The organism is Enterococcus canintestini, assembly GCF_001885735.1.
Taxonomy (GTDB): domain Bacteria; phylum Bacillota; class Bacilli; order Lactobacillales; family Enterococcaceae; genus Enterococcus_C; species Enterococcus_C canintestini.
This window is the reverse complement of record NZ_JXKG01000010.1, coordinates 1-13,036: the sequence shown is the minus strand read 5'-3', so window position 1 is coordinate 13,036 and position 13,036 is coordinate 1. Positions and strand designations below refer to the sequence as shown.

Annotated in this window: 15 protein-coding genes; 6 read left to right on the top strand and 9 right to left on the bottom strand. The window is 35.6% G+C overall.

Features of this window, described 5'->3' with window-relative positions; all coding sequences use genetic code 11:
- The first annotated feature begins 23 nt into the window (after positions 1-23).
- Positions 24-833 (top strand): HAD family hydrolase, encoded by an 810-nt coding sequence (locus RU96_RS07175; protein WP_071864860.1) that lies wholly within the window; start codon positions 24-26, stop codon positions 831-833.
- 118 nt (positions 834-951) lie between these two features.
- Here the strand turns inward: RU96_RS07175 and RU96_RS07170 are convergent, their stop codons facing one another.
- The 4 genes from RU96_RS07170 to RU96_RS07155 all read right to left on the bottom strand — a co-directional run bounded on the left by RU96_RS07170 (position 952) and on the right by RU96_RS07155 (position 3,903).
- On the bottom strand, positions 952-1,479 hold the full coding sequence (locus RU96_RS07170) for a GNAT family N-acetyltransferase (protein ID WP_071864859.1): 528 nt from the start codon (positions 1,477-1,479) through the stop codon (positions 952-954).
- Between the two features lie 153 nt (positions 1,480-1,632).
- Complete coding sequence (gene ffh / locus RU96_RS07165) at positions 1,633-3,045, bottom strand: signal recognition particle protein (protein WP_071864858.1); 1,413 nt, start codon at positions 3,043-3,045, stop codon at positions 1,633-1,635.
- A 25-nt stretch (positions 3,046-3,070) separates the two neighbouring features.
- Positions 3,071-3,409, bottom strand: coding sequence for a putative DNA-binding protein (locus RU96_RS07160; RefSeq protein ID WP_071864857.1), 339 nt, complete (start codon positions 3,407-3,409; stop codon positions 3,071-3,073).
- Positions 3,410-3,438: 29 nt separating this feature from the next.
- Positions 3,439-3,903: a 2-thiouracil desulfurase family protein gene (locus RU96_RS07155; protein WP_071864856.1), complete on the bottom strand. Its 465-nt coding sequence runs from the start codon at positions 3,901-3,903 to the stop codon at positions 3,439-3,441.
- 221 nt (positions 3,904-4,124) lie between these two features.
- On the opposite strand from RU96_RS07155, the gene RU96_RS07150 reads away from it, so the two are divergent.
- Together RU96_RS07150 and RU96_RS07145 are read left to right on the top strand one after the other, a co-directional pair.
- Positions 4,125-4,853: a response regulator transcription factor gene (locus tag RU96_RS07150; protein WP_071864855.1), complete on the top strand. Its 729-nt coding sequence runs from the start codon at positions 4,125-4,127 to the stop codon at positions 4,851-4,853.
- Entirely contained in the window at positions 4,850-6,586 is a 1,737-nt protein-coding gene (locus RU96_RS07145; RefSeq protein ID WP_071864854.1) for a sensor histidine kinase, read from the top strand. Before RU96_RS07150 ends, RU96_RS07145 begins: the two co-directional genes overlap by 4 nt.
- A 78-nt stretch (positions 6,587-6,664) precedes the next feature.
- On the opposite strand, the gene RU96_RS07140 is transcribed toward RU96_RS07145, so the two are convergent.
- Complete coding sequence (locus RU96_RS07140; RefSeq protein WP_071864853.1) at positions 6,665-7,555, bottom strand: phosphate ABC transporter substrate-binding protein PstS family protein; 891 nt, start codon at positions 7,553-7,555, stop codon at positions 6,665-6,667.
- Positions 7,556-7,761: 206 nt separating this feature from the next.
- Here RU96_RS07140 and RU96_RS07135 point away from each other — a divergent pair, with 206 nt between their 5' ends.
- Positions 7,762-7,965: a DUF4649 family protein gene (locus RU96_RS07135; protein ID WP_180708224.1), complete on the top strand. Its 204-nt coding sequence runs from the start codon at positions 7,762-7,764 to the stop codon at positions 7,963-7,965.
- A gap of 77 nt (positions 7,966-8,042) precedes the next feature.
- Here the strand turns inward: RU96_RS07135 and RU96_RS07130 are convergent, their stop codons facing one another.
- Positions 8,043-8,357: a hypothetical protein gene (locus RU96_RS07130; protein ID WP_071864852.1), complete on the bottom strand. Its 315-nt coding sequence runs from the start codon at positions 8,355-8,357 to the stop codon at positions 8,043-8,045.
- A 136-nt stretch (positions 8,358-8,493) separates the two neighbouring features.
- On the opposite strand from RU96_RS07130, the gene RU96_RS07125 reads away from it, so the two are divergent.
- A complete protein-coding gene (locus RU96_RS07125; RefSeq protein WP_249024160.1) occupies positions 8,494-9,348 on the top strand; it encodes a hypothetical protein in 855 nt (284 codons plus the stop codon).
- A 97-nt stretch (positions 9,349-9,445) separates the two neighbouring features.
- Here the strand turns inward: RU96_RS07125 and RU96_RS07120 are convergent, their stop codons facing one another.
- Together RU96_RS07120 and RU96_RS07115 are read right to left on the bottom strand one after the other, a co-directional pair.
- On the bottom strand, positions 9,446-10,612 hold the full coding sequence (locus RU96_RS07120; protein WP_071864851.1) for a pyridoxal phosphate-dependent aminotransferase: 1,167 nt from the start codon (positions 10,610-10,612) through the stop codon (positions 9,446-9,448).
- A 194-nt stretch (positions 10,613-10,806) separates the two neighbouring features.
- Positions 10,807-11,538: an epoxyqueuosine reductase QueH gene (locus RU96_RS07115; protein WP_071864850.1), complete on the bottom strand. Its 732-nt coding sequence runs from the start codon at positions 11,536-11,538 to the stop codon at positions 10,807-10,809.
- 341 nt (positions 11,539-11,879) lie between these two features.
- On the opposite strand from RU96_RS07115, the gene RU96_RS07110 reads away from it, so the two are divergent.
- Complete coding sequence (locus RU96_RS07110; RefSeq protein ID WP_071864849.1) at positions 11,880-12,236, top strand: hypothetical protein; 357 nt, start codon at positions 11,880-11,882, stop codon at positions 12,234-12,236.
- A 42-nt stretch (positions 12,237-12,278) separates the two neighbouring features.
- Here the strand turns inward: RU96_RS07110 and RU96_RS07105 are convergent, their stop codons facing one another.
- Entirely contained in the window at positions 12,279-12,794 is a 516-nt protein-coding gene (locus RU96_RS07105; protein WP_071864848.1) for a prevent-host-death protein, read from the bottom strand.
- Between the last annotated feature and the right edge of the window lie 242 nt (positions 12,795-13,036).

The window sequence follows — 13,036 nt, the reverse complement described above, 5'->3', positions numbered from 1 at the left end:
AAAAACGATTACAGGAGGAAACAATGATTAAACTAATTATCAGCGATTTAGATGGTACCTTTTTGAACAGTCAAAGTACATTTGACGAAAAATTGTATCAAGAAGTTCGCCAATATATGCACCAACAAAACGTGGCCTTTGCCCCTTGTACTGGTAAACAATGTGAACGCGTAGAAGCTTTATTTCAAAACGTCGGAACAAAAGATTTGTGGATTTTAGGCGATAGCGCTACTCGAATTAAGCATAAAGACAAATATATCTATGAATCTTTATTACCAAACAAATTAGGTAAAGAAATCATCCGTAAACTACAAGCGATTCATAATGATCTAACGATTATTGCTTGCACAAAACAAGCAGCTATTATTCATGAAAACACATCTGCTGAAAACGAAAGAATGGTGCGCGGTTCTTATGAAATCGTAGAAAAAACCGCTGACTATCATAACATCACAGCCGACTTTGTAAAAATTACAGTTTACGATGACAAATTAAGAAGCTATAAAATCGCACCACAACTAGTTGAATTCAAAAAACTAGCTCACATTGTCGCTTCTGAAGCCGCATGGATTGATATTACTAATTTTGGCGTACATAAACGCCACACCGTAACACAATTACAACAAATTTTAAACGTCACACCACAAGAAACGATGGTTTTTGGTGATGGCCATAACGATTTAGAATTGATGCAAGCTGGTTCATTTAGCTTTGCTATGCGCAATGCTTTTGAACAAACAAAAGCGGCTGCCAACTATATTTGTCGCAGTAATGATGAAAACGGGGTTTTATTGACGATGAAACAATTACTCACACTCCAAGCCAAAAACTAATTGAGTTAAAAAGTGGAACATTTTAACTCATGGAATTATATCTTTCGTAACAAACTGGCGATCATTTTTTATAAAAGTTTTTAGCAAAATAAGCCAGAAGTAAAAGGCGCCAAACCTTTTACTTCTGGCTTATTGTAGATGTACAGGTAGAAAATAAGTAGTGAGGCATAACCACATTGCGATAATTTTTGATAAATCGTCTTTTTACCAACATACCATTACGAATGGCTACATTCATGGAGGCCAAATTAGTGTCTCTTACTATTGACACAACTTCTTTTGCACCTAACTGCATAAGCGCATATTCTTTTACCGCCTTAGCAGCCTCTATAGCATAGCCATTTTTCCAAGCATCATAAATTAAATGATAACCAATTTCCGAATATGTTTCATCTTGCACTATTTGATCGGTTAGACCGCATTCACCAATGATTTTATTATCACCTTTACGCACGATAGCTAAAAGGCCGTAACCTTTTTCTTGGTATAAACGCAAATTCCACTGCAACCAATTTTTTACTTCTTCAGCTGAAAAAGCTCCCTCATAAGCATACATCACACGTTCATCTTGTAAAAATTGAGCTAAAAACGCTTCTTCGCCAGCCCGCCACGGCCGTAAAATCAAACGCGTTGTTTCAATTTCCATTGCTTGCTCCTTTTCTTATCAAAATTTAGCGCCAATAAAAACCCGAATAGACTATATACAAGCAAAATCTTTGCTCTTTTACTCATCATTTTGATAAGAAAAGCTGTATATATTATTCGGGTTTTTTATTAATTTTTTACGTAGCGCTGCGTCTTATTTACGCTTTTTCTTTTTCTTTTGTTTTTTCATCATCCGATTCATGGCCATTTTACCCATTTTACCTTTAATACCAGAACCAAACATTTGATCCATCCCAGCTGGCATTTGACCTTTTGTCATCTGCTGCATCATTTTACGGGCTTCTTTAAACTGTTTAATCATCCGGTTAACTTCAACGACTGAATTACCAGAACCTGCTGCAATTCGTCGACGTCGACTTGGATTTAATAAATCAGGATTTTCCCGTTCTGCTGGTGTCATCGACATGACCATTGCTTTTTGACGAGCAATTTGTTTTGGATCAACTTTGACGTTTTCAATTCCTGGTACTTGATTCATTCCTGGAATCATCTTTAATAAATCTTCTAGTGGTCCCATTCCCATGACTTGATCCATTTGTTCAATAAAATCATTAAAGTCAAAGGTATTTTCCTTCATCTTTTTCGCTAATTCTTCAGCTTTTTTCTCGTCGTAATCTTGCTGCGCTTTTTCAATTAACGTCAGCATATCCCCCATACCTAAAATCCGGCTGGCCATACGATCAGGATGGAAAACTTCTAAATCGGTCAATTTTTCCCCAGTACCAGTAAATTTAATTGGAGCACCTGTTACTTGGCGAATAGATAGTGCTGCACCACCACGCGTATCCCCATCTAATTTAGTAATTACGACCCCAGTAATGCCGAGTTGTTGGTTAAAACTGTCTGCTACCGTCACTGCATCTTGACCCGTCATAGCATCGACAACTAAAAGAATTTCATTTGGTTGGGCAATTTCTTTGATCTGTTTTAACTCATCCATTAGCTTTTCATCAATATGCAGACGACCTGCCGTATCGATTAAAACATAATCATTTTTCTTTTCCCGTGCTAATGCCATCCCTTGCCGTACAATTTCAACTGGGCTAACATCTGTCCCCATATCAAAAACAGGTACATTTAATTGTTGGCCTAAAACTTTTAATTGATCAATCGCTGCTGGTCGATAAACGTCACCAGCAATCATCAACGGGCGTGCTTTTTCCGTCTTCATCAAATGATTAGCTAATTTACCCGCAAATGTCGTTTTACCGGCACCTTGTAAACCAACCATCATAATAACAGTTGGGATTTTAGGCGATTTATTTAAAGTCGCTGTTTCACTTCCCAAAGTCTTGGTCAATTCTTCATCAACGATCTTAACGATTTGTTGGGCTGGCGATAAACTATCTAAGACTTCCGTTCCCACCGCTCTTTGACGTACATTTTTAACAAATTCTTTTACTACTTTTAAGTTTACATCGGCTTCTAGTAATGCCAAGCGGATTTCCCGCATCATTTCCGTGACGTCAGCCTCGGTAATTTTTCCCTTTTTACGCAACTTGCTCATGGCTTGTTGCAGACGTTCTGTTAGATTTTCAAATGCCATTGTCTTCGTTCCTTTCAACTAAAAACTATTCATCAATTTCTTGAAGTTCCTGCAATAATTTTGGCAGTTCTTCATCTTTTGGATAATGGGCTTTAATATAGTTTTCGGCCCGATCTAAAACTTCGCCACGAACTATATAATCGGAAAATAAATGTAGTTTGCGCTCATAATCTTCCAAAATTTTTTCTGTCCGTTTTATATTATCATAAACTGCTTGACGACTCACCTGAAATTCTTCGGCAATTTCCCCAAGTGAAAAATCATCCGCATAATACAACTCCATGTAATTCATTTGTTTTTCGGTCAAAAGCGTAGAATAAAATTCAAATAGCGCGTTCATCCGATTCGTTTTTTCAATTTCCATAAAATCCCTCCTATCAAAAAAACTCCAACTTATTTTTTGGCTAATAATCGGTGATAATTATTTTCAGAATAGATTTTTAAACCTTTATTTATAAAATAGGCGGTGGCAACTCCGACACCACTTTGTTTGTTTCCGCTAAAGGTGCCGTCATATATTTGACTGCTCCCACAAGATGGACTCCGCTCTTTTAAGATTAGGTGGGTGACCCCTGCTGCTTTTAGTTTTTGGTATGCTGCTATTGCACCTGCTTTATAGGCGGCTGTTACATCGACTTTCCGACACGTTAAAACTTGCGCTGTTCCGTTCCAAACATCAAAGCCGTCGCCTCCAATAATTTCTGCTGGATCTCTTGGAGTATTTAAGCCGCCCATAACTTCAGGACAAACTAAGATTGCCTTATTTTCTACCACTAATTGGGCTAATTCAGTAATTTTTTGTGTTTTTCCATCATAACGACAAAAGATGCCTCCTAAACAGGCACTAATTCCCAGCATAGGTCTCTCCTTTAATAAATCTCTTTGCTAACGTGGTCTTTAAATAAATTTCAGTTTTGCTCTTTTTAAAAAGAAGGCACTAATTTTTCTAAAAATTGATTTAACGCCCTTTATTATAGCATTATTTCTACCCCTTAAATAGTCCCCACTGCGTTTGTATGCTAAAATAAAAATGCCTGAAAATTTTACTTAAAAGGTAAAACCGCACAAAGGAGTTTACTATGAAAAAAGTGTTAATCGTAGACGATGAACCCTCAATCGTTACGCTACTGACTTTTAATTTAGAAAAAGAAGGTTATGTTGTTACTGCCGCAACTGACGGTAACAAAGGGCTAGAATTAGCTTTAACAAAAGAATTTGATTTTATTATTTTAGATATTATGCTACCGGGTATTGATGGGATTGAAATCACCAAAAAATTACGGCAAGAAAAAAAAGAAACCCCCATTTTATTATTAACCGCAAAAGATGACACAATTGATCGAATTTTGGGACTGGAAATTGGGGCAGATGATTATTTGACAAAACCTTTTAGTCCAAGAGAAGTGTTGGCGCGCATGAAAGCTATCTTTAGACGGATGCGACCAGCAGAAACACAAAAAAGTGCAGAAATTGAAAATGCTGATGACGAATTGACAGGGGAAATCTTGCAGATTGGGGCTATTAAAGCTGATTTGGATAATTATGAGGTAACTGTTAACGATCAAAAGATCTTTTTAACCCCGAAAGAATTTGAGTTACTCGTTTACTTTATGAAACGAAAAGATCGGGTGATTGATCGCGATACATTACTAGATCGCATTTGGAATTTTGACTTTGCCGGTCAAAGTCGCATTGTCGACGTCCATATCTCCCATTTACGTGAAAAAATTGAAGTTGATCCCAAAAAGCCTCGTTACCTATTGACAGTGCGTGGCTTTGGCTATAAATTTCAGGAACCAAAACTATGAAAAAAAGACGTTTACTGGAATACTTTCTTTGGTTTTTCCTCTTACTCGTAGTCTTTTTTAGCGCTTGGCAACTGATTAGTGGTTTTTTTGAACATCAAGTCTTAAGCCAGCAGGAAAATTATTTAGAAAAAAAAGGTAATTTACTTTTGCGCCTTGCCGCTGAAGATAACTATGATGAAAAAAAATTCCAAAGTTTAAGTCAGCACTACATTGAACATGCGGATGAGCGCGTTACTTTTTTATCTCCCACCGGTGAAATTATTTTTGACACTTCTAATCAAACCCTTTCAGGCACCCGTTCCAATCGTCCTGAAGTAAAAACAGTCTTAGCCGGCGGAAAAATAGGAACTGCCTTACGAAAAAGCGCTACTTTAAAAAAAGAGTTACTATATGTTGCACTCCCTATTGTAAGTGACAACCATTTAATTGGTATCTTACGAATTGCAGAAAGTACTCATACTTTTATGGTACAAGCAAGCAACGTAAAAAATTCAATTTTAACTGTCTATCTTATTTTATGCAGCTTAATTACAGCTGTCGTCTTTTATTTTTTACGCCAAAAAAATCGACCGCTTGAAACACTACTACCAGCAATAAAAAAAATGGTAGCTGATCCCAGTCGAACAGAAACCATTATGCAAACTACACCACAATGGGAAGAATTATATCAAGCATTAAATCAATTAAGTGAACAGATGACTGACACTTACAACGCCTATTCTGCAACAGAACAGCAACTACACACTCTTTTAAATGATTTAATGATTGGTATTTTTATTGTCGACAGTGAAAACAAATTGGTAATGATTAACCCGGAAATGAAGCGACAATTGAATCTATTTCAAAACTTACCTGAAAATGTTAATTTTGCAGAAGTAATTAAAGAGCCACAATTGATTCAACTTGTTTATCGCATTTCTTTAAAAAATCCTTTTTTACATGAAGAAATTCGCTTGCATGGTGAAAGTGAACGTGTTTTAGATATTGACGCCCGTCTTTTCAATGAACAACGACAAATTTTAGTCATGTCATATGATATGACCCAAGTTCGCCAATTAGAAAAAATGCAACAAGATTTTGTGAGTAATGTCTCTCACGAGTTAAAGACGCCCGTTACTTCTCTAATTGGTTTTACGGAGACTTTACTAGATGGCGCAAAAGACGATTCTGAAACGACTACTGCCTTTTTGCAAATTATGGAAAAAGATGCCAAACGCCTGCAAGCATTGATCCAAGATATCATTCAACTTTCAAAAGGACAACAAGCTTTGGATGATCCAGTTCAACCTGTCTTCCTTTATGAGTTATTAAATCAAATCGCAGAAAATTATGCGACGCAACGAAAAGCAAAGGACTTAACCTTAACTATCAATGGTGATCCTGATTTGACTTGGTCAACTAAAGTTGCGCTTTTTTATCCAATCGCAAAAAATTTAATTGAAAATGCAATTAAATATTCGCCAGAAGGTAAAAAAATCACTATCACTTACGCCGTAACCGACGTTTTAACTTTAACGGTTGCCGATGAAGGGTTTGGTATTGATAGCGATGACCAACAGCGCATCTTTGAACGTTTTTATCGCGTTGATAAAGCCCGCGATCGTCAATCTGGCGGCACTGGCTTAGGATTAGCCATTGTAAAAGAATCGATTGAAAAACTAGGGGGTAAAATTGAAGTACAAAGCCACCCCGGTGTAGGCTCGACTTTTACTGTCATTTTACCTGTCCTCTAACTACTAAAACATAAAAAACCCCGTAGTAAATTAACGCTTACTACGGGGTTTTGCTCTTACTTGGGGAATTTTCAAGTGCTATTTAATTGGCGTAACTTTGCCGTCAACTGTCCGCTCAATTTTCATACTAGTAATTGGTAAATAACCTAATTCTTTAACTGGTCCATTTTGAATTTCATCAGCTAGAAGATAATCCAAAAACTTTTTAACGTTTTTATCTGGTTCACCTTTTGTGTACATATGTTCATAAGACCAAATAGGCCATTTATTAGTAGCAATATTTTCAGCAGTTGGAGCTACATTATCAAGGGAAAGTTCCTGCAAGCTTTCATCGATATAAGATAGCGCCAAGTAACTGATGGCACCAGGTGTTTGAGCGACAATTTTTTTGACAGTCCCTGAAGAATCTTGTTCTTGGGATTGAATAGCTGTCGCGCCATCTAGTCCCCATTTTTCAAACGTTGCTCGTGTGCCACTACCAGAAGCTCGGTTGATGACCGCAATTTTCTCATCTTTACCACCAACTTCTTTCCAATTGGTTACTTTACCTGTAAAAATAGCAATAAGTTGCTCTTTGGAGATATTTTTTATCCCTACTTCTTTATTCACCACCGGTGCCATTCCGACAACGGCGACTTTATGATCAACTAAATCTTTTGCGTTGACGCCTTCTTTTTCTTCAGCAAAAACATCTGAATTTCCAATTGTTACCGCACCAGCAGATACTTGACTTAAACCAGTACCACTACCACCGCCTTGAACGGTAATTTGATACGTCTTATTTTCACTTTCAAAACTTTCCTTAGCTGCATCCACTAGCGGTTGTAGCGCCGTTGATCCTACTGCCGTAATTTTTACACCACTGTCTTTTTCATTACTTGCACTCTCAGCTTTTTTGCCACCATTTCCACAGGCCGCTAGTAAAAGCGTTACAACTGCTGCAGTTACTACTAAATAAACTTTTTTCAAAATTGTCACTCCTTTTTCTTTAGGTACAACTTTAGTTTACACACGTTTTGTAAACTTACTTTAAGTAGCATGTAAAGATTCTATCAAGCTGTGTAAAGATTACGTAAAGCCAAAAGTATGAGCTTATTTCACCCCTAAATTAAAAAAAAGGACTATACTTAACTCAGTAAGACAATTATGTTCCAATTAGAAAGGAATTGATTATTATGTTAGAAATTCATTACAGCATTGCCGGTTCACAAGAAGAAGTAAAAAAATATGATAAAGCAAGTGACTTTGTCGGTGCGCAATATAAAGAAGTACCCGATCTACAAGATAACTACCAAGTAACAAAAGTATTACTAGATGGTAAAGAAATTGACTTAGACGATAAAACTATCGGTGGTTTATTCAATTACTTAAACAAATAAAAGTCTTTAGACTAAATTAGAATTTTTGAATATTTTAAAAAGGGACGACGACAAGAAATTGTCATCGTCCCGTTTTTTTATGGTCTAAAATTAAAAACAATAAAAGCATAAAGTAAAAAAGCTGTAAGGACTATCAATAAAACTGTTTCCCGTTGATCATGATTAGGATGGAGTAAAGCATACAATCGTTCTTCACGGTTTTGCTTTTTAGAGCTAAAGAAATGAATAACCGTATAAAGCAGACCGACACCAAGAAAGCCAATAAAAAAACGAACAAAATATTGCAGTCCTGTTGCCAACATCATTACCATAGCGGGGATAAAAAGTAATTGTTCAAAGAAAATAATTCCTTGCCGATAACGACGAAAAAATTCTGTTAACGCATATTTCATAAGCTTTCCCTCCTAATATAGGCCTTTGTTCACTGCTTTTTTTTATTTTACCGCAGTTTACATCTTTTATATTCCCAGCTATAATTAAATTATAATTAATTTAAGATGAGATAACAACTATTACAAAAAGTAGGTGATGACAATCTTACTAAGCAAAGAGCAAACGACCCGCTTATTAGAACAAATGGACTTTATCAGCTTTCAAGAAAAAGTAACAAAATATTTTGATGGCGAAGAAGTAGATTTTACGATCTATTACATGAAAGATCGTAAAAATGGCTCCGTCATAGCAACTACCCCCAAATTTACCTATTTACAGACCGATGAAGGTGTAGGAAACCGCTATATCATGGGCTATGCTAGTACACTTTGGGAACAATTTGCCCCAGTTGATGAAGAAGATTTCATAAAGCGGCATGTAGAAGCTTTCTTTTTAAAAAATAGTTATCTTTTAAAAAATTATGATGCAGTGGTCAAAGACATTCAGCAAGGCGCACAATACCGTTTCTCTTTACTTGCTCCTCTTTTAGGTGATTTGTCAGTCTGGGCGGAGAAAAAAGCAATGGCTTTGCAACAACAACAAAGAGAGTGTTCACCGATTTTAAAAGAACTGATGCACTTAAAAAATACGCGCTTTGAAAACTTTTGTGTCCACCACTTTGAAATTGCCGAGTATTACAATCAGTTGGTGCTATTAGTTGAAAATTACCCTGTTTGCTACTTAAACCAAGATTACGAATTACCCAATTATGGCTATGCTGTAGATTTTTGGCGCCATTATTCCGGTGAAGACACAAGTGTTGATTTAAAAGCTGAACTCAATGCTTTTGTCACATCTTTTTTGGCTACCGAACAAGATTATCCTAATCGCTTTTTATCAAACCATACAGTGCCACAGGAGCTGACAGAAGAAATCTTACAAAAAATCAGTGCTCTACTAAACGATTTGGAATATTGGGCAACCCGTCGTTTTGCTAAAAAGGTCAGCTAATAACACCTAATTTTTTTCGTCGCAATAAAGACAAAAGATGGCGCTCTCTTAGTCTTTGTTTTACTAATTGAAAACTAAGAGAGTACCATCTATTTTTTTATGCTTGCAAAAGATATTGATTAAGACGGCTGACCGCTTCTTCTAATTGCTCCATACTTGCCGCATAACTTAAGCGGATATATCCTTCTGCCTCTTTACCAAAGGCGATACCTGGAATCACCGCTAATTTGGCTTTTTGAGCCAAATCGACACAAAACTTCATCGAATCTTGTTCTAAATGGTCGGGAATTTTGGCAAAAAGGTAAAATGCTCCGGCTGGTTTTGCTACTTTAAACCCAAAGTTTGTCATTTTTTCATATAAGAAATCGCGGCGTCCGCGATATTCTTCTTTCATAATTAAGCCGTCATCAATTCCTTCAATTAAAGCTCGTACAGCTGCTTTTTGAGAAATAGTGGAAGCTGCGGTTACTAAATACTGATGGACTTTAATAATTTCTTTTGTTAAGGCTTCTGGTGCAAAAATAAAACCTACGCGCCACCCTGTCATGGCATGAGATTTTGATAATCCATTGATTAAAATCGTTTGTTCCCGTAAAAATTCGGCAATGGAAACATGTTCTTCATCATAAGAAAGCTCACTATAAATTTCATCGCTAATTACAAAGACAGGATATTTTTTTAAAACAGCCGCTAACGCTTTGACTTGTTCTTTTGAATAGGTCACACCAGTCGGATTACTTGGATAATTTAAAATTACCGCTTTAACTGCATCCCCGTATTCTAACAAATGTTTTTCTAAGACTGCTGGCGTTAAAACAAAGTCATCAGCAGTAGTATCCATATAAATTGGTTGTGCAGCAGCTAAAGTAATTACCGGTTCATACCCAGGGTAGATGGGCGCTGGTAGTAAAACTTTATCACCAGGATTTAAAATCGCTAATAACGATGCCGAAATTGCTTCTGTGGCACCAATGGTTACCAAAACTTCATTAGTATAGTCGTAGGTAAGATGATATTTTTGTTTTAAAAAAAGCGCAGCGGCTTCTCTTACATCCGCCAAACCAGACATGCCAGTATAATGACTATAATTTTGTTCAATCGCATCTTTTCCTGCTTCTTTAATATGATGTGGCGTATTAAAGTCTGGCTCTCCTAAAGTCAATTTTAGTATTCCTTCAATTCCCGAAACTTTTTCATCAAATTGGCGAATTAAAGATACTGCAATTTGATAGACTTGATTATTAAAGCGTTGTGTTAAATCCATCTACACCACTCCTTTTAAAATTTTTTTGTCCGCTTACTTTTTTATGTTTTATCCTACCACAAAATGAAAAAAAACAGCAAAGAAATTTTCATTTCCTTACTGTTTTAATCAGAATAAAATAGTTTTAAAAAGTAAGCTAGCGTCTGATTATTAAAACTACTTCTTACTTATCACGTAAAGATGCTATATTATTCTTAGTTTACTAACTCAGTATTCTCTGCCAAAAATGCTTTAGCTTCTTTATTAACCGCTTTTAAATCTACGCCTTGTTGTTTAGCGGCAAAAACACAGCCACAATAACACTGGCGATAGACATCGTATTCTTTACACATCTGGATTGACCGTTCATAGCCTTTATTTTTTTTAAAGTCACTCGGCAAGTAATTCACGCTATAGATTTTTTGAATATCCATCCCGATTTGATTAATTAATTGCGCATTTTTTTTCGGTGAAATGGTCAATGCACTCCCAAAGTAATCGTATCCTCTTTTTAATGCTTCTTCTGCGACTAAATCCAGGCGCATTTGAAAACAAGCCGTACATCTTTTGCCGCCTTCTGGTTCGTTTTGCAAATGATTTTCTTTGATAATGGCTAAGAACTCATTGGGTTTATAATCCGCGGCAATAAAACCGACGTTAGCTCCCGTTTTTTCATTGAAATCTTGCACAAATTTCTTTTGCACAAACAAACGACGTTCATACTCACTTTTGGGATGAATATTGGAATTAGCAAAATAAATAGTCACATCGGCATATTGCGTTAGAAACTCCAATGTATAAGTACTACAAGGCGCACAACAGCTATGAATTAAAATCCGTGGTCGTTTTTCTTCAGTTTCCCAAGTAGTAATCATTTTTCGTAACACATAATCATAATTAATTTTTTGGTTTTTCATCTTAGCCAAAATTTGATCTGCTTCAATCATCCATTTATCTCCTTACCCACAAAATAACATTTATTCTTTTAAAAAAGCTCTGATATTTTTGATTTTCTTAATAAAAATTCAATCTTATTTTTAGTGATATAGTAGTAATAGTTCACTATATCACTTCAAATCGACCCTATTTATTCCCTAATATCGCAAAAAATAAAAAACGTTGTATTTCAATTAGAAAAGAAATAAATAAGAATTTTATTAAATTTAAAACAATCCTATTAAATAACGTTGTTTTTATCATTTTTAGTGCCTAAAATGAATTATAGCTTAACTAAAGAATGAAACACTCAAGTATTACTGCTCATTCATATTAAACGAGGAGGTACGTGATGTCAAAAACATTTTTAAAACTACCGGTTATGTTTTTTGCAATTCCGTTTGTTTATTTATCATTACTTCTTGATGCATATTTTCATTCTATTCTAGGTTTTTTAATGACTCTAGTCTTTTCTTTTATGGTCGGCTTTTATTTTAAAGCTTGCAATCATTTAATTTTATGGTTGACAGGAAATATTCTATCCACAGTATTTTCTGTTATTTTACAATTTCAACATCCTGAATGGCATTTTTTTTATCAACCGTTTAATCCCGCCTTTTTAGTCTTGTTTTTATCTTTACTGTATTTAATTCCACAAGTAATGGGTATTATTTGGGCAACTAGCTTACAAGTTCATATCTCCAAATAAAAAAACTTCGTGTTCGCTTAAAATTACGAACACGAAGTTTTTTTATGATTCTTTCAAATAGATTTTTTTAATGATCAATTTATCAAACAAACTAGAAGTGCTATCTTGTTCACCAATAACTTCAGCCACAATCGTTTTACCTTCATGTTTTTTGCGTAATTGGTAGACAATTTTACCACTTTCTTTTAGCTCGGAAATCATGTCAACTACCCCGCCAAATCCAGTTTTACGCGTAATAAAGCCTAATGCAACCATCCGTTCATCAAGGTTTTTAGCTGAAATTGCGGCACCTGTAATTAAAGCGTTACGCATTTTGCCTAAAAATTCTTCTAATCCATCGGCAGTTTGTAACTCATCTTCTGCCACTTCCGGACGATTATGTAGCTCTTGTAATAAATTTTCATATTGTTCTTGGGTTAGCATCACACCTGCTACTTTTTCACGATTAAAAACGTAAACAGCTGTTCCCGCTTCTCGGGCCTGATTAAAAACATCCATTGGAGATTTTTTCACTTCGGTAATAGAAGTCGTCGGCACCTCTAACTTTTTCAGTTCCATATTCCTTCCTCCTTGAAAAATTCCCACTATAGAAAAGGCAGTAATCAAGAAGCACTGCTTTTTTATCAATTCCATAGCAAAGTAGTTCAACGAACACATTATAGCACAAATGCTGTCAAATACATTAAAGTTGGAAAAAATAGCAAAAAAAACAGCTACTTTTTTGAAATTATTTTTCAAAACTATAAATTGAATTTTTTCTTACCAATTTGATTTGACTAATCATAACCACCCTTCAAAAG